The sequence below is a fragment of the Pseudoclavibacter helvolus genome (assembly GCF_014191305.1).
GTDB lineage: Bacteria > Actinomycetota > Actinomycetes > Actinomycetales > Microbacteriaceae > Pseudoclavibacter > Pseudoclavibacter helvolus.
Window position 1 is genome coordinate 252,604 of sequence record NZ_JACHWJ010000003.1, and the last position, 15,037, is coordinate 267,640.

Below are 15,037 nucleotides of genomic sequence, written 5' to 3' on the forward strand. Positions count from 1 at the left end.
TCAGTTACCGCAAAGTGCCTGTGGTGCATCCCTTGAGTCTCCTTCGGTAACTGAGTACCGTGCAGTTACCCGAAGAAAGGTGGGGCATGTCCGAGCCGCTGTGGGACCCGTACCTTCGCGACTGCCCGTCGCGGAGGCTGCTCGACCGCATCGGCGATCGCTGGACGGTGCTGGTCGTCGGCACGCTGCACGAGGGCCCGAAGCGCTTCTCTGAGATTCAGGCGGCGGTCGACGGCGTCTCGCAGAAGATGCTCACGCAGACGCTCCGCGGGCTGGAGCGCGACGGCCTCGTCACGCGCACCGTGTTCCCGCAGGTGCCGCCGCGCGTCGCCTACGAGCTGACGGCATCCGGTCGCACCCTGCTCGGCCCGTTGCGCGTCCTCACCGAGTGGGCGACCGAGCACATGTCCGGTGTCGCGGAGGCGCAGCGGGAGTACGACACCGCGAGCGGATAAACCCGCCGGCCTGAGCCCGGATGTGCGAACACAGGAAAACAGGAAGCTCGCAAGCCGAGCACGGAGCCAGAACAAAAGCACCGACGGCAGAACAGCAGAACAGCAACGCAGCAGCACCGACAGTTCGAGCAGTTCATCATGACCGCAGCACCCACCGACCGCATCGCGGTGACCGGCAGCACGGGAGCGGTCGGCGGCCTCGTCGCGCGCCGGCTCGCTGATGCCGGGGCCGCCCAGCTCCTCCTCGCGCGCACTCCGGCGAAGGCGCCGAGGCTGCCGGGGTGCGTGGTCGCGCCCTTCAGCTACGCGGATCGCGACGCATCCACGGAAGCCCTCCAGGGCATCCGCACGCTGTTCATGGTGTCGGCGGCGGAGAGCGAGTCGCGACTGGACGAGCACAAGGCGTTCATCGACGCGGCCGCAGACGCCGGGGTCGAGCACGTCGTGTACACGTCCTTCTTCGGAGCTTCGCCCGACTCGACGTTCACGTTGGCCCGGGACCACTTCGCGACGGAGGAGCACCTCAAGGCCTCCGGGATGACGTGGACCTTCCTGCGCGACAACTTCTACATGGACGTCATGCCGATGTTCGTGGGCGACGACGGCGTGCTCCGCGGGCCCGCCGGCGACGGTCGGGTGTCGATCGTGAGCCGCGCCGACGTGGCGGCGGTCGCGTCGAGCGTGCTGCTCGCACCGGATGCGCACCAAGGGGCGACGTACGACCTGACTGGCCCGGAGGCGCTCACGGCGACCGAGATCGCAGCGGCGATCACCCACGTTTGGGGCGCGGACATCACGTTCCACGACGAGACGCTCGACGAGGCGTACGAGTCGAGGAAGAAATGGGGAGCACCCGCCTGGCAGAACGACGCCTGGGTCAGCACGTACACGGCCATCGCGAGCGGTGAGCTGTCGCGCGTTTCCGACGATGTGGAGCGGATCACCGGCCGGGCGGCGCTGTCGTTCGCGGAGTACCTGGCAGGCGGGGAGCTCGGCGTCAGCGACTAGCGGCGCGCGTCAGCTCTTCGTGAGGTCCTGGGCGAGCATCACGATGATGCCGCTCGGGCCGCGCAAGTAGGTGAGCTTGTAGACGTCCTGGTAGTTCGCGACGCCGCGGAGCGGGTGGCAGCCGTGCTTGGCGGCGATGGCCAGCGATTCGTCGATGTCGTCGACAGAGAACGCGACGCGGTGCATGCCGATCTCGTTGGGCAGCGTCGGCTCGGTCTCGATGGCGTCGGGGTGGATGTACTCGAAGAGCTCGAGCTGTCCGTGGCCGTCCGGCGTCTGCAGCACCGCGATCTTGGCGTGGTTGCCGTCGAGGCCGACCGCGGTCGAGGCCCAGTCACCGCTGACCTCGTCGCGGCCGAGCACCGTGAGACCGAGGTCGGTGAAGAAGGCGATGGTGGCTTCGATGTCGCGGACGGCGATACCGACGTTCTCAAGTTTGATGGGCATGTTCCGCATGCTACCCAGCCTGGTCGAGAGCGCCTCGCGCGGCTCAGGCCCCGGTGCGGCGCACCCACCCGACGCGGCCGCCGATGGGCCAGGTCGTGAGTCGCTCAGTAGCGGGGTCGCCCCAGAGCTCGGCGAGGTCGCGCCCGACGTCTTCGAGGAGGCGCGCCTGCCCGGCCTCCCGCGCGGCCCGCACGGCTGACCAGGTCGAGAAGTAGCCGAGCAGCGCATCCAGCGTCAGCCGCTTCTGGATGCTCGGGGCCTGGAACTCGATCTCCTCGAACGGGAACGGCAGGTCGCGGTACTCGCGTTCGACCAGGCGCCGAGACGGCGGCCAGTAGGCGTCGAGGTCTTCGGCGTAGAACTGCTGGGCGCGTCGGTTGATGGATGGGTCGTCGATGCGCAGGATGCCGTAGCAGAGCAGCGCGATGATGCCGCCGTCTGCGCTCACGCGGGTGACCTCGTCGTAGAACCTGGGGAGGTCGAACCAGTGCGCGGCCTGGGCGGCGCTCACGAGCCCGACTGAGCCGTCGCCCAGGGTCGGCGGCAGCGACTCGGCCGGCGCCTGCTGGTATTCGACGCGCGGATGCGGGGCCGCGTTCGCGATCTGCTCGTGGCTCGGGTCGAGGCCGACGACGTGATCGAAGCTCTCCGCGAGCGTGGTCGTGAACTGGCCGTTCCCGCACCCCACGTCGACGGCGAGGTCGGTGCTCAGCGCCAGTTGGGCGAGCTCGGCGGCGAGGGAGGTCGGGTAGGTGGGGCGGAACTGGGCGTAGGCCTGCCCGCCCTCGTCGAACCAGTTGCGCGCATCCGTGTGGGTCATGGTGCTGATGCTAGGGCTGTTCGTCGGGGAAGCGCCCGTGGCGTCAGCCAGCCAGGCGCTCGAACTCCTCCATGACGCGCGGGTGCCGCAGCACGCGAAAGTGCCCGCCCGTCTCCAGCCGCACGTTCTCGGCCCCCAGCAGGAAGCTGCCCTTCGGGATGTGCGGGTCGAAGCAGCCGAAGACCGAGACGATGCGCGAGTTCACCTCCTCCTCCCTCGAGAGGGCGAGGATCGTGCGGTCGCGCGGCGAGAAGATCCGCAGGCTCGGGGCGAACAGCAGTCGCGCGTACGACGATCCGCCGAACGGCGTCGCCACCGCCAGCATCGAGCAGATGCGCGGAACACCAGCCCCCTGCGTCATCGCGTACTTGCCGACGAGCCCGCCTTTGCTATGGGCGACGATGATGACGTCGTCGAGGCGCTGGCGTTCGAGGTAGTCGACGAGATGCGTGGTCGCCTCTGGCACGGGCTTCGTATTGAAGCCGAGCGGGTCGAGGACATGCACCGGATGCCCCGTCGCGTGGATGGAGCGAATGAGCGGCAGCATGAAGCGCCACGGCTCGTAGACGCCGGGGATGACGACGACGGGAGCACGGTGGCCGTCGAGGAAGCTTGCGGCGTCGGTGCGGTCGAGCGCGGCCCGGGCCTGCTGGGCGACGACGTAGGCGTAGTCAAGCGTCCACCAGCCGAGGCGCTTGGCCGAACGGCGGATCGAGCGGAGCATGCGTCTCATGCGACGCCCACGAGCTCGCCGATGCCACAGGTCGGCAGCGCGACCCACCCCTCGGCCTCCGCCGCCTCGCGGAGCTCGGGCGGCACGGGCAGTGTCTTCCCGAGCGCGTGGGCCCTGGCGATGAGGGCAGCGACGAGGGAGTCCAGCGCATCGTCGGACCTGCCCAGGAGCGCGCGCTGCTCGGCCGTCGTCTCGAGGAGGGGGAGCGCATCCATGACAACCTGCGCCGCCAGGATGCGCGCCTCCGGCTTGGTCTTGTAGCCCGGCGTCAGCAGGCCCCACGCGCGCAGGGCCGCGGCCGGGTACACCTCGGCGAGGCGCCCGCCGCCCGAGCGGTCGACGCGCTCGCCCGCGGACGCGAACCCCTCGAGGAGTTCGGCACAGTGGATCGCCGTCATGCCGAGCCGGTCGGTCGAGACGCTGAGCGGCCAGCGCCCCGTCTGCTCGCGCACGACCCGGTCGGTGTGCCGGTAGGCGAGGCGGCGGCGCAGGTCGATGCCGGAGTGCGTGCGCTCGCCAGTCAACCGGCCGGCGTGGGCGGCGACGAACTCCACGAACTCGATGGGCCAGCCGAACGCGCAGTCGATGCCGACGCTGACCGCGTCTTCGGCCAGCTCGATGATCTCGGGATCTGAGGTGCCGAGCTGCAAGTTGCTGAGGCGTGCTCCGTCCGCACCCCACTCGATGCCGGCGAGCGCCGTGCGCGTGGGTTCTGCTGCCAGGTCGACGCCAACGGTTTTCACCCGCGCCACGCTACGCGAACGCGCCCGGCGGGGCGGTCAGGTCTGGCGCGGCTGACAACTTCGGTGACTGAAGCGAGCTTTCTGCCGCGGAAGCGGCTGTTCGAGCCGTGGAGTCACCGAAGTTGTCAGGGTGACCCGCTGACCGGGAGTTCCAGGCCTTCCGACCGGTGCGGAACGGCCGCACCCGCGCCGCAGCTTGGCTAGGCTGGCGGCGTCGAGGCGCGCTCCGCTGCGCGAGGTCAGAGAGGGGCGCTCGTGAGTGTGGGGTCGGTGGGGGCGACGCAGGATGCGGCGGCTCGCCGGTCGCTGCTGATCGCGGTCTTCTCGCTGCTCGGTGCCACCCTGTTCTGGGCGAGCAACTACATCATCGGCGAGGCCGTGCTCACGACGATGGACCCACTCAGCCTCGTGCTGTGGCGGTGGACGCTCGCCGCCGTGCCGCTGCTCGCGATCGCTCACTTCGTGGAGCGCCCGAAATGGCGAGAGATGCTGCGGGCATGGCCGTGGCTGCTGGCGCTCAGCTGCACGGGGCTGGTCGGGTACAACCTGAGCCTCTACGCAGCGCTGCAGTACAGCGACGCCTTCAGCGCTTCGCTCATCAACGCGTTCAACCCCGCCGTCATCGCGGTCGCTGCGGCGGTCTTCCTGGGGCAGCGCCTCACGCGCACCGCGGTTGGGGGCGTCGTGATCGCCCTGGTCGGGGTGTTCATCGTCGTGAGCGGCGGCGACATCGGCGCGCTCCTTGAGACGGGATTCGGGCTCGGGCAGCTGCTCATGTTCGGCGCCGTGGGCATCTGGACGGCCTACACGATCATCGGTCGCAGGTCACCGCCGCTGCCGCCGATCACGTCGACGTCGATCCAGGCGGTTGTCACTGTCCTCATCCTCGCGCCGGCGACCCTCGTGACGGGTGGCCCGCAGCTCCCGGTCTCAGCGGATGCGCTCACCTCACTGCTGCTCATCGCCCTGTTCCCGTCGGTGCTGTCCTACCTGCTCTGGAACCGGGCGCTCGCCGTGATTCCGGCGGCTCGAGCCGGCGTTTTCCTGAACCTGATCACGGTGTTCACGGTCGCGTTCACCCTGCTGGCGGGTCAGCCGTTCACGGTCGGACAGCTCGTGGGCGGCGGCATCGTGATCGTCGGCGTGGTCGTCGCGAACGCGCAGGCGTTCCGTCGGGCGTTCTAGGCAGCGGTGCGCTGAGCCGTGCCGGGCCGCAGTCAGTTCTGGGAGATCGGCCAGGTCTCGACGTCGACGTTGGCAAACGGGAACGGGAAGATCAGCGTCCCCGTGCCCCGCCAATCTTCGACCGGGAGCAGCATGAACCACGCAACGGCGATAACCATCGATCCGAGCGTCACCAGCACGACCGCGAGGGTGGCACGCGCGAGAGTGCGGCGCGCATCCGCTTCGCTTCTCGCTGTGCGCAGAATGCGGGTGAGCGCCGACACGACGATGATGCCGAGGGTGAGCAGCACAAACGGGCTCGGCCCGAGCTGCAGGGAGTAGCAGAGCGGCTCGGTCTCGGTGGGCTGCCCGTCGAAGTCGATGAAGTCGCCGGAAGCTGCGCTGATTCCGCCGAAGCAGCCGCCACGACCAGCGAGCATCAGCATGGAGTAGAGGCCTGCCGCGGCGGCCGCGGCAACCACGAGGTGACGGATGTCGCGGATGGTCCGCGCCCCGGGGAGCGGCGACAGCTCGGCTGCTGCGTCGGTTTTCGATTGCCGGATGGTGCGCATGAAGCCTCCTCGCTCGGTCCTTCCAGGCTGGCACACTTCGCTGACCCGGAGGAATGTGAGCGTGTCGCGCGTGTCGCGCGTGTCCCGCGTCAGTCCGCAAGGTCTCCGACGCGGGCTTGGTTGGTAACCGCCGCCGCCCGCCGCCGCGACGCGTCACGGGCGACCACCCAGCTCGCGACGGCGGCGCAGACGACGAGCGCCAGCACGGCGATGAGGGCCGACCTGAGCCCGAAGTCCTCGCCGAGGAAGCCGAGCGCGGGCGGCCCGACGAGGAACGCGATGTACCCGAGCGTGGCGGCGAACGCGACGCGTGCATCCGGCCGATCGCCCGATGCTCCGGCCGCCGACAGCGCGACGGGGAAGCCGAGCGCGGTGCCGAGGCCCCACAGGATCGCGGCGCCGGCGGCGACAGCCTGGTTGTCGACGAAGATGATGAGCGCCAGCCCCGCCGCTCCGATGAGCGCGCTCGCGCACAGCACCGCGGGCCGGCCGAAGCGGTCGACGAACAAGCCGCCCACGAACCGGCCGATGGTCATCGAGAGGGCGAAGACCGCGAAGATGCCGGAGCCCCAGGCCGCGTCGAAGCCGTGGCCGTCGACCATGACCAGCGGAAGCCAGTCGTTGGCGCTGCCCTCGGCCATCGCGAGCGCGAGCACGATGACGCCGATCAACATCAGCGTCTTGTCGCGCCAGAGCGGGCTGAGGGCTGGCGCGTCTTTTCTCACGTTGCTCGCCATAAGCGCCGACTTGCCGGTGGCGGGCGGGAGGAGGCGGATGGAGGAGACGAGACCAGCCGCGACGACCACCGCGGCGATGCTGAGATGCGCCAGGATCGGGAAGGACGTGGCCGTCGCCACGATGCCGCCGACGGCGCCGATGGTCGTGCCGAGGCTGAAGAAGCCGTGCATCGCGGGCAGCGTCGACTTACCGAGCTGCCGCTCCACGTCGGCCCCTTCGATGTTCAGGGCCACCTCGGCGCCGCCCATGCCGAGGCCGAAGAACGCGAGACCGAGCGCGACGACGACGCCCGACGCCAGCGCGGCCCCCGCCCCGATCGTGAGCGCGCTCACCGCGACGAGCGTCATTCCGACGGCGATGACCGGGCGGGCGCCGAACCTGCTGACGAGCCGTCCCGAACTGAGGATGCCGACCATCGAGCCGACCGACAGGCCGAACAAGATCAGCCCCATCTCCGCGGTGGAGGCGCCGAGCGCATCCCGAACGTCGGGGGTGCGTGTCACCCAGGAGGCGATCGTGATGCCGGGCAGGAAGAAGAGCACGAACAGCGCAAGGCGACGTCGCTGGGGGGAGGCGGTCATTGGGTCCGTTTCAGGATGGGAGAGAAGATCCAGCCTAGCGACGCCTCACGAGGTACCCTCGCCCGGGTAGACGACGCCGATCGCGGCCCGTGCCTGGTCGAGGATCTCCATGATCTCGACGGATGCCTGCCAGGGCATCACCGGTGACTGCGTGGATCCGCTCGCCAGCAGGCGCGCGAACTCGGCGGCCTCGAACTGGAATCCGCCCGGCACCGTCGCGTCCCATTCGGTGACAGCGGCGCCGCTGACGCCGTCGGTCGATTCGCCCGAGGACTGCTCGGAACCGTCGCCGCCGAACTCGCTCACGCGGAGCATCCCGGGAACGAAGAACTCCTCGGGCAGCTCAGCGATGCCGCGTTCGAAGACGAACTCCGCCCTCGATGAGGCTCGCCCCTCGAAGCTGCAGCGGGCTGTGCCGACGGCGCTCGCGGTGCGCATGATGACGGACGCGGAGCCGTCGACGGCATATCCGGGCAGCAGGTTGCCTGCCGCGGCGACCTCGATCGGTGGGCCTAGGAGGTCGTGCACCGCGGCAACCGAGTAGACACCGATGTCGAGCAGCGCGCCCCCGCCCTGTTCGACGTTCACGATGCGCGGGACCGGAGCGTGCATGATCCCGGCGAAGTTCGCGTGCGCGGTGACCAGGCGGCCGAGCGATCCGTTCGCGGCGATTTGCCTCGCCACCACGAACTGGGGGAGGAAGCGGGTCCACATGCCGTCGACGACCAGCACCCCGTGCGCTGCTGCGGCGGCGAAGACCTCGCGGGCCTCGGCGGTGCTGAGGGTGAACGGCTTCTCGACGAGCACCGGCTTGCCTGCGCGGATGCACGCGAGCGCGAGGTCGTGGTGCGTCGAGTTGATGGTCGCGAGGTAGACGGCGTCGACGTCCGGGTCCGCGATGAGTTCGGCGTAGGAACCGTGGGCACGCCCGACGCCGAGGTCCCGGGCGAAGGCTTCGGCACGAGACAGGTCCCGCGCGCCGACCGCCGTGATCGTCGACCGGGTGTGCCGGGGCACCTCCTGCGCGAACCTGCGCGCGATGTGGCCGGCACCGAGGATCCCCCAGCGGAGCGGGGGTGCATCCGCCGGGTCGAGCAACTCGACGCCCTGCGCGAGGCGGGCGATCGGGGCGGGAAGCCCGGCGACGAACGCGGGGGATGCGGGGGTGGTCATCGTCTGAGTCTGGCACTGGGGAGGGAGCGAGTCGAGGGCTTTCAGTCGCGCTGAGCTCGGGCGAGCACGCGCCGCCGGGTTGTTTCCGCAATCCCCGGTTGTTACAAGGAGAGATCGATCACGATCTTGCCGCGGGCCCTGCGCTCGTCGAGGCTCGCGACGGCTTCCGGGGCCTGCTCGAGCGGAACGACCTCGCTGATCGAGGCGTGCAGCTCGCCGCGCTCGACGGCCGGTACGAGCCGCTGCCACTGCTCGGGGAGCGACACGAGGCACTCGGGCATGAGCCCCTCCCAGGCGGCGCCGACCACCGAGATGTTGCCGAGCAGGAGCCGGTTGGTCTTCATCGTCGGGATGCTCCCGCCCGTGAAGCCGAGCACGACGAGGCGGCCGCGCTTCGCGAGGCATCGGAGCGAGTCGGTGAACCGGTCGCCGCCAACCGGGTCCAGCACGACGTCGACGCCGCGGTGATCCGTGAGCTGGCGGACCTCGGAGAGAAAGTCGGCCGCGAACACCGTGTGGTCGGCACCGACTGAGCGTGCCAAGGCTGCCTTCTTCTCGGTCGAGACGACGGCGATGACGGTGGCGCCGATGAGCTTCGCCTGCTGGATGAGGGCGAGTCCGAGCCCGCCCGCCGCGCCCTGGACGAGCACACTCTCGCCGGCCTGTACCTGCCCGCGGTCGCGGAGCACGAAGTCGGCGCTCAGGAGGTTGATGGGCAGCGCGGCGGCGTCGACGAAGCCGATCGAGTCGGGCAAGGGGAGAACACGGTCGGCGGGCGCGACGACGTACTCGGCGAACGCGCCGTGGCTCGCGACGCCGAAGACGCGGTCGCCGACCGCGAAGCCCGAATCGTCGCCGGCCTCGGCGACGACGCCCGCGAACTCGCTGCCCAGCACAAACGGGGTCGGGATGCGGTGCTGGTACTCGCTGCGCGACTGCAGCACATCCGGGAACGCGACGCCGGCCGCACGCACCTCGACGAGCACGTGCCCGGGTGGCCGGTGCGGGACGGGGACGTCGCGGAGCTCGAGGCTGCGCGGCCCTCCGTCCGTGGAGTTCACCATCGCGCGCATCGAGGCGGCTCGGCCCCGGGTCGCGTGGTGCGTGGGCTGGTCCCGCTGGGCATCCGACATGCCTGCCAAGCTAGCCGGTGGGTGCTCGAGAAGACCGGTAGCCCGTGAGATTCCCTTGGTAGTCGTCAAGGCTCGTTCTCTTGCGACCAGTCGGGGTGATTCGAGGCGCGAGGCCGCTTGGCGTCCGCGGGTGTTCAGTCGAGGATCGCGGTCGCTTCGACTTCGACGAGCACGTCCGGCTCGAAGAGGTAGTCGACGCCGATGAGGGATGCCGGAGGCATCGGAAGCGGCAAGCCCACCTCCTCTGCGACGGCCTCAACGCCGGCCATGAACGCGCCCATCTTGTCTGGCGTCCATCCGGTCACGTAGAACGTGAGGCGGGCGACGTCGCTGAAGGTCGCGCCAGCGCTCGAAAGGCCCGTGTGAGTGTTTCGCAGAGCCTGTTCCACCTGGCCGGCGAGGTCGTCGGGGGCAACGTGAGTGCCGTCTGCGGTGCGGGCGATCTGCCCTGAGACGTAAACATGCCGCGTGCCGGTCGCGACGGCAACGTGGTGGTACGGGGTTCCCTGCATCAGGTTTGCAGGGGAAGAGAGCGTGACGGGCATATGGTGTCCTTCTGGTCGATTGTGGTATCTCAGGGATACCTGGTGTTCGGAAGGCACTTCAACGAGACTGGGTGTCATGCCGGATACCACCAGTCATGCCGCGGGGCGGTTCGAGATCGCCGCACCGCATCGCGAGTTGCTTGATCAGGTCCTCGACAAATGGTCGCTCCAGGTCCTCAACGAACTGTGCGAACGCCCGTCACGGTTCAGTGAGCTGCGGAGAGTGATCCCCGCCGTCACGCAGAAGTCCCTGACCTCGACGCTGCGCCGCCTCGAGCGCAACGGCATCGTCGAGCGGATCGTGCTCAGCACAAGGCCGGTGGCGGTCGAGTACCGCATCACCCCGCTCGGCAAGACGCTGCGGCCACCGATCGACGCGATCCTCGACTGGGCAGCGCAGCAGATGCCGCGCATCGAAGCCGCGCGGGATCGGTTCGACGACGAGGCGATCGGCTCCTAGCCGGTACCAACGAACCGCGGCCCCGTGCATCCACTCGTGAAGTGGAGGCACGGGGCCGCGGTTGCGAGACCGTCGTGACTACTCGCTCGTCACGCGTCCTCGGCGCTTCTTGATGAGGAACGCCGCTCCGGTGCCGGCGAGCACGACGCCGAGGAGTGACAGGAAGCCTGCGAGGCTGCCATCGACGCCCGTCGTGGCGAGGTCGCCGTCCTGGCCGCCAGCATCCGAGCCGCCGGAACCGTTGCCGGAACCGCCATCGCCGCCGTTGCCCGGCGTCGAGGTCGGCGCGGTCGTCCCCGTGCCGTCGGTTGAGGTGGGCTGCGGGGTCGGCTCGGCCGTGCCCGTGGGCTCTGGCTCTGCGATGCTCTCGACCGCGCTGTTCAGCGTGACCGGACCAACGAGCCCGGCCGGGATGAGGCCGGAGCCGCCGTGCACGCTGTTGTACGCCTGGTACTTCACGTTCGCGACCGGATCGCTGTTGTACAGCTCCTTGAGGCCTTCGCGTCGGTTGCTCTGCACAGGCTGCACGTCGATCTCGATGACGTTGGAGCCGTTCACGAGCGCCGGCGCGATGTCGACCTCGTAGGGCGCGGCGTACAGCTGCGTCTCGAACTCGTGCTCGGTGCCGGGGTTCACCCGCACCGTCGCGGCGTTGTTCACGATGCCGAGGTCGAGCACGGCGCAATCCTTGAGCAGGTCGGCCGCATCCGGGACCTCGACTGAAGTGCGGTAGGTGCCCGAATCGGTGACGTAGCGCAGCTCGTTGCCGAGGAATCCGTCGGCGCTCCAGTCGCCGAGCACGTCACCCGTGTAGTCGGAGGTGCTCGTCTCTCCTGGTGCGTTCGTGCCGATGTTGTCGGCCGTCACCTCGAGTGAGAACGCGCCGAGCTCGTGGGCGACACCCCGTTCGGTGGTGTCGATCGACGACGGAGTTCCGTCGGAGACCGCTGCGTCGGCGATGCCGGTGCCGGCTGGCTCGCAGAGCAGGACAACCGCTCCGCTCGCGTCGAGCGTCGCCGAGACGACGTTGCCGTCGACCTCCGCGTCGAAGATCTCGCCCGTCTCCGGGTCGAGCCACCAGCACGTCTCGAGGCCGTCGCCCACCGTCAGGTTGACGCCTGTGGCCGCCTCCACGGACGTGTTGCGTACGTACGCGAGCTCGCCCCCGGTCGGCAACGTGCGACGACCGAAGCGGATGTCCGCGTTCTCCTCATAAGAGATAGGCGCGTTGACCGAAGTCGCGAGTGCCGCGGGGACAGCCGCCGCTTCGATGGCGCCGACCATGGCGGCGGCAATACCGCTCACCTGTGCATCCAGTGCCGCGTACTCGCCGCCCGCGTAGCCTGGCTGGGTTGCGGGGGCAGTGTCGACGAAGACAATCGGCGCGCCGGCGTCCTTGAGTTTCTGCAACGCCTGCATGGTCTCGAGGGGCACGGTGCCGCTTTCGACGAGCATGGCATCGAAGGATGCATTACCGCCGTTCGCGACGAGGTGCGAACCGTCCCAGCTGAGGCCGGTCTGGATCGTGTCGTCGTTGATCGCATCCCACGCCCAGCCGTTGGCCTGGGCCGTGGTGACGGATGCGAGTGGCGTGGAGCCGCCGCCGAAGCCACCGCCGCTCGCCAGCGCCCCGAAGAGTGGCATGTAGATCGCGACGTCACTGCTGTTGGTGCCCGACTGCATGACGTAGTTGGCACGCGACGCGTAGGAGTTCATCGATGCGTAGTAGTCGGCGATGCCCGCGGTGTCGGCCATCTCCACGCCGATCGTGGGCCAGGCGCGCCACCCCTCCTCGGCGAAGAGGTTGTCGTCCGAGGTGAAGGCAGGGTCGTCATTGCCGCTATAGGTGGCACTGAGCCCGTGATAGAAGAAGTTGTTCACGCCGCTCGTGGCCATGAGGTCGTAGCCCTGCTTCATGAACTCGGGCGTGATCTGGAACGGCACCGAACCAAGCGTGAAGACCTCGGAGGTCACGAGGTTCTTGCCGTAGAGGTGCGCTCCGGAGGCAACCCTCTTCAGCGAGTACTCGTCGAGGCCCTCGGTTTCCGGGATGTCGACGTACTGCGACGACTTCAGGGTGTCGATCGGCGGGTTGTACGCCTGCTGGCGGTAGTCGATGCCGTACTCGCCGAGCGTGGTCGAGAAGGCCTCGAGGCCCTGCAGGAACGAGTCGTTGAGGAGCACGCCGTAGTCGTGCACGATGCGCTGCGACTCCTCCTCGCTGAGGTTCGTGGCGAGGAGCGGAACTCCGCTGCCGCCGCCGAAGCGGCTGACCTCGGGCGTCTGCAGGCCGAGCGCCGCGTACTCCGGCTTGACCGTCGGCGTCCCGTCGATGAGGAACGAGTCCTGGTAGATCGAGTAGAGCGAGGGCAGGTACGGCGTGATGTCGTAGCCGAGGAGCTCCTGCGACTCGGCAGCGGCCTGGATGAGGTCGTTGTAGTGACGGTCGGTGTAGAACTCGTAGCTGTCGTTGAACGCGGCGCGCACATCGCGCGACTCGACGATGTCGTTGAGCGCGGCCTCGCCGAGCCAGCCGTTGACGAGCTTCGTGATCGCGACCGGGTTGAGGTGGTCGACGACGGAGTTGCGCTTGTCGGTCGTGGTGTTCTCGATGATGGAGTTGAACCCGTACGAGCCCGTCGTCGCGCTGTAGAGGGCAACGATCTCGTAGTCGCCCTCGGTGAGCGTCGACGTGTCGACTGCGAAGGAGGTCGCCCCGTCGCTCGGGTAGGAGAGCTGCGCGGCGTCGAGGTCGAGCACCGACTGCTGCTCGTAGGTCTTGACCGAGCTGAAGTCGGAGGTGAGCGTCTGATTGGCCGTCGTCAGGTCTGCGCCCTGGCCCGTGATCGGGGCGAGCATGACCGAGTTCAGGTGCACGTTCTCCGGGTCCCACTCGCCGAAGTCGAAGCCGAACTTCTCTGAGGCGAAGAACGGGCTGACCTCTGCCTGGGGGATGCCGAGCGAGAGCTTGCCGGTGCCGGTCGGAACCGACACGTCACCGGAGACGAGGGTGAGCGCCCCGGCTGCATCCACGCGAACGGTAGCCCGGCCCAGCGCCATGGTGTTCTGGCTGTCCTCGAGGTCGATGGAGTCGTCGCTCGCGAGGTAGCCGCTGCCGATGTTGAGGTCGACGGTGATGCCGAGCTCGTTGGCGCGCGCGATGACGGCGTCAAGCTTCGCGAAGTACTCGGGCGACTCGTAGCCGAGGATGGCTTCCGTGTCGTAGCCGGGAGCCGCGTCATAGATCGAGCCGCCGTTGCCGCCGCTGCCAGCGATGCCTTCCTCCGTCAGGAACCCCTTCGAGAAGGCGACGATCTCGACGGCGCCGAAGCCGTTCTCGTGCAGGTAGTCAACCTGGGCGAGGAGGTCCTCCTGGCTGGCCGCGTTGCCCGGCCACCACCAGCGAACGCCCGGCCGGAAGTCGACGCCCGGTTCTGCGAACTGGGTCGGGTCGATGGCACTGGTCGTCGTGGAGAACTCGTCTCCGACGGCTGGACCGGCGACTGCGAGCGTGCAGGCGACGGAGAGGGCAGCACCGACCGCTAACGCGCGTCGCCCTCGTTTTCGTGGATCGTTCATCTTTGGACCTCTCTGGCTTCCTTGCCAATGACGGGGTGTGAACTGTCGCGCCGATTCGCGGGGGCGTCAGGCGCGTTTGGAACCGATCTTCAGGCGTTGAATCGATTCAGTGGGGAACCTAACACGTGTTAGGGAAACCGGGCAAGAGACAATGGCGGTATGCCTCCCGAAACCGCCGCCTCTCCCGTTCCGCGGTTCTCGCAACGGGACGTCACGCCACATCCGCGACGCGACGAGATCCTGGATGCGGCAACGCGGGTCTTCACGGTCAAGGGCTTCAATGCGGCGTCGATCCGCGAGATCGCCGTGGAGGCCGGCATGTCCCACACCGGAGTGCTGCACCACTTCCCAGACAAGGCCGCGCTCCTCGAGACGTTGCTCGAGCGCCGCGGTCAGCGCGCCGCCGCGGAGGTTGGTCTCGACTTCTCGACTGGACTCTCGTACCTGAGGGGGCTGCTTGCCCTCGCCGAGCATGACGTTGAGAAGCCGGACGGCCTCCTCATGTTCAGCATCGTGTCCGCCGAGGCGCTGGCGCCAACTCATCCAGCACACGCCTCGATCGCGCGCTGGTACGAGTTCTTGCGTTCAACAGCGTTCGACGCGCTCACGGATCTCGACCAGAGGGGGCTCTACGCCCGCACTGACGTTCCCATCGAGGTTGCGGCGGTGCAGATTGCCGGCCTCAGGGGTGGGCTCACGCAGCAATGGCTCCTGGCTCCCGAAATTGACGCCACCGCGGCCGTCCGACTGCAGCTCCAGTCCTACGTCACCGAGGTGCTCTAGGCGCAGGTTGTGGCCCGCCGATAACAACTCTGCATCCTTGGCTTGACGTTTTCTGCGAGCGTCGCGTAGTGTCACACCCAGCCGCTTGAAACGATTCACAAAG

At 68.6% G+C, this 15,037-nt stretch carries 15 protein-coding genes; 5 read left to right on the forward strand and 10 right to left on the reverse strand.

Going from position 1 to position 15,037, the window contains the following annotated elements:
* The first annotated feature begins 86 nt into the window (after nt 1-86).
* Both FHX72_RS10880 and FHX72_RS10885 read left to right on the forward strand, forming a co-directional pair.
* Nucleotides 87-455, forward strand: a complete 369-nt coding sequence (locus FHX72_RS10880; protein ID WP_183625026.1) for a winged helix-turn-helix transcriptional regulator — start codon at nt 87-89, stop codon at nt 453-455.
* A 138-nt stretch (nt 456-593) separates the two neighbouring features.
* Nucleotides 594-1,463 (forward strand): SDR family oxidoreductase, encoded by an 870-nt coding sequence (locus tag FHX72_RS10885; RefSeq protein ID WP_183625028.1) that lies wholly within the window; start codon nt 594-596, stop codon nt 1,461-1,463.
* Nucleotides 1,464-1,472: 9 nt separating this feature from the next.
* On the opposite strand, the gene FHX72_RS10890 is transcribed toward FHX72_RS10885, so the two are convergent.
* From FHX72_RS10890 to FHX72_RS10905, 4 genes are read right to left on the reverse strand one after another with little or no spacing between them, the layout of a single operon-like run.
* Nucleotides 1,473-1,910 carry a VOC family protein gene (locus FHX72_RS10890; protein WP_104285568.1) on the reverse strand — a complete coding sequence of 146 codons (438 nt, stop codon included), beginning with the start codon at nt 1,908-1,910 and terminating at the stop codon, nt 1,473-1,475.
* A 43-nt stretch (nt 1,911-1,953) separates the two neighbouring features.
* The gene (locus tag FHX72_RS10895) at nt 1,954-2,730 is read right to left on the reverse strand and encodes a class I SAM-dependent methyltransferase (RefSeq protein WP_183625029.1); all 777 of its coding nucleotides are present in this window, start codon (nt 2,728-2,730) and stop codon (nt 1,954-1,956) included.
* Nucleotides 2,731-2,773: 43 nt separating this feature from the next.
* Nucleotides 2,774-3,454: an esterase/lipase family protein gene (locus FHX72_RS10900; RefSeq protein ID WP_244964191.1), complete on the reverse strand. Its 681-nt coding sequence runs from the start codon at nt 3,452-3,454 to the stop codon at nt 2,774-2,776.
* A gap of 5 nt (nt 3,455-3,459) precedes the next feature.
* Entirely contained in the window at nt 3,460-4,206 is a 747-nt protein-coding gene (locus FHX72_RS10905) for a DUF429 domain-containing protein (RefSeq protein ID WP_183625030.1), read from the reverse strand.
* Between the two features lie 255 nt (nt 4,207-4,461).
* On the opposite strand from FHX72_RS10905, the gene FHX72_RS10910 reads away from it, so the two are divergent.
* Nucleotides 4,462-5,391, forward strand: a complete 930-nt coding sequence (locus FHX72_RS10910; protein WP_338110113.1) for a DMT family transporter — start codon at nt 4,462-4,464, stop codon at nt 5,389-5,391.
* A 32-nt stretch (nt 5,392-5,423) separates the two neighbouring features.
* Here FHX72_RS10910 and FHX72_RS10915 read toward each other — a convergent pair whose 3' ends face one another.
* From FHX72_RS10915 to FHX72_RS10935, 5 genes are all read right to left on the reverse strand, one after another.
* Nucleotides 5,424-5,942 (reverse strand): hypothetical protein, encoded by a 519-nt coding sequence (locus FHX72_RS10915; protein ID WP_183625031.1) that lies wholly within the window; start codon nt 5,940-5,942, stop codon nt 5,424-5,426.
* 89 nt (nt 5,943-6,031) lie between these two features.
* Nucleotides 6,032-7,261 (reverse strand): MFS transporter, encoded by a 1,230-nt coding sequence (locus tag FHX72_RS10920; RefSeq protein WP_183625032.1) that lies wholly within the window; start codon nt 7,259-7,261, stop codon nt 6,032-6,034.
* 45 nt (nt 7,262-7,306) lie between these two features.
* On the reverse strand, nt 7,307-8,434 hold the full coding sequence (locus FHX72_RS10925) for a Gfo/Idh/MocA family protein (protein WP_183625033.1): 1,128 nt from the start codon (nt 8,432-8,434) through the stop codon (nt 7,307-7,309).
* Between the two features lie 101 nt (nt 8,435-8,535).
* Nucleotides 8,536-9,567, reverse strand: a complete 1,032-nt coding sequence (locus tag FHX72_RS10930) for an NADPH:quinone oxidoreductase family protein (RefSeq protein WP_244964192.1) — start codon at nt 9,565-9,567, stop codon at nt 8,536-8,538.
* A gap of 134 nt (nt 9,568-9,701) precedes the next feature.
* Complete coding sequence (locus FHX72_RS10935; RefSeq protein WP_183625034.1) at nt 9,702-10,112, reverse strand: RidA family protein; 411 nt, start codon at nt 10,110-10,112, stop codon at nt 9,702-9,704.
* Between the two features lie 76 nt (nt 10,113-10,188).
* Between FHX72_RS10935 and FHX72_RS10940 the strand changes: the two genes are divergently transcribed.
* A complete protein-coding gene (locus FHX72_RS10940) occupies nt 10,189-10,572 on the forward strand; it encodes a winged helix-turn-helix transcriptional regulator (protein WP_183625036.1) in 384 nt (127 codons plus the stop codon).
* Between the two features lie 78 nt (nt 10,573-10,650).
* On the opposite strand, the gene FHX72_RS10945 is transcribed toward FHX72_RS10940, so the two are convergent.
* Nucleotides 10,651-14,151, reverse strand: coding sequence for a glycosyl hydrolase (locus FHX72_RS10945; RefSeq protein WP_183625038.1), 3,501 nt, complete (start codon nt 14,149-14,151; stop codon nt 10,651-10,653).
* A 159-nt stretch (nt 14,152-14,310) separates the two neighbouring features.
* On the opposite strand from FHX72_RS10945, the gene FHX72_RS10950 reads away from it, so the two are divergent.
* Nucleotides 14,311-14,934: a TetR/AcrR family transcriptional regulator gene (locus FHX72_RS10950; RefSeq protein ID WP_183625040.1), complete on the forward strand. Its 624-nt coding sequence runs from the start codon at nt 14,311-14,313 to the stop codon at nt 14,932-14,934.
* Nucleotides 14,935-15,037 lie beyond the last annotated feature (103 nt).

What these genes read in the sequence shown, in the direction of transcription:
- FHX72_RS10950 (WP_183625040.1), top strand. Translation starts at nt 14,311, where the DNA reads ATGCCTCCCGAAACCGCCGCCTCTCCCGTTCCGCGGTTCTCGCAACGG.
- FHX72_RS10895 (WP_183625029.1), bottom strand. Translation starts at nt 2,730, where the DNA reads ATGACCCACACGGATGCGCGCAACTGGTTCGACGAGGGCGGGCAGGCC.
- FHX72_RS10915 (WP_183625031.1), bottom strand. Translation starts at nt 5,942, where the DNA reads ATGCGCACCATCCGGCAATCGAAAACCGACGCAGCAGCCGAGCTGTCG.
- FHX72_RS10940 (WP_183625036.1), top strand. Translation starts at nt 10,189, where the DNA reads ATGCCGGATACCACCAGTCATGCCGCGGGGCGGTTCGAGATCGCCGCA.
- FHX72_RS10885 (WP_183625028.1), top strand. Translation starts at nt 594, where the DNA reads ATGACCGCAGCACCCACCGACCGCATCGCGGTGACCGGCAGCACGGGA.
- FHX72_RS10920 (WP_183625032.1), bottom strand. Translation starts at nt 7,261, where the DNA reads ATGACCGCCTCCCCCCAGCGACGTCGCCTTGCGCTGTTCGTGCTCTTC.
- FHX72_RS10925 (WP_183625033.1), bottom strand. Translation starts at nt 8,434, where the DNA reads ATGACCACCCCCGCATCCCCCGCGTTCGTCGCCGGGCTTCCCGCCCCG.
- FHX72_RS10930 (WP_244964192.1), bottom strand. Translation starts at nt 9,567, where the DNA reads ATGTCGGATGCCCAGCGGGACCAGCCCACGCACCACGCGACCCGGGGC.
- FHX72_RS10935 (WP_183625034.1), bottom strand. Translation starts at nt 10,112, where the DNA reads ATGCCCGTCACGCTCTCTTCCCCTGCAAACCTGATGCAGGGAACCCCG.
- FHX72_RS10880 (WP_183625026.1), top strand. Translation starts at nt 87, where the DNA reads ATGTCCGAGCCGCTGTGGGACCCGTACCTTCGCGACTGCCCGTCGCGG.
- FHX72_RS10890 (WP_104285568.1), bottom strand. Translation starts at nt 1,910, where the DNA reads ATGCCCATCAAACTTGAGAACGTCGGTATCGCCGTCCGCGACATCGAA.
- FHX72_RS10900 (WP_244964191.1), bottom strand. Translation starts at nt 3,454, where the DNA reads ATGCTCCGCTCGATCCGCCGTTCGGCCAAGCGCCTCGGCTGGTGGACG.
- FHX72_RS10945 (WP_183625038.1), bottom strand. Translation starts at nt 14,151, where the DNA reads ATGAACGATCCACGAAAACGAGGGCGACGCGCGTTAGCGGTCGGTGCT.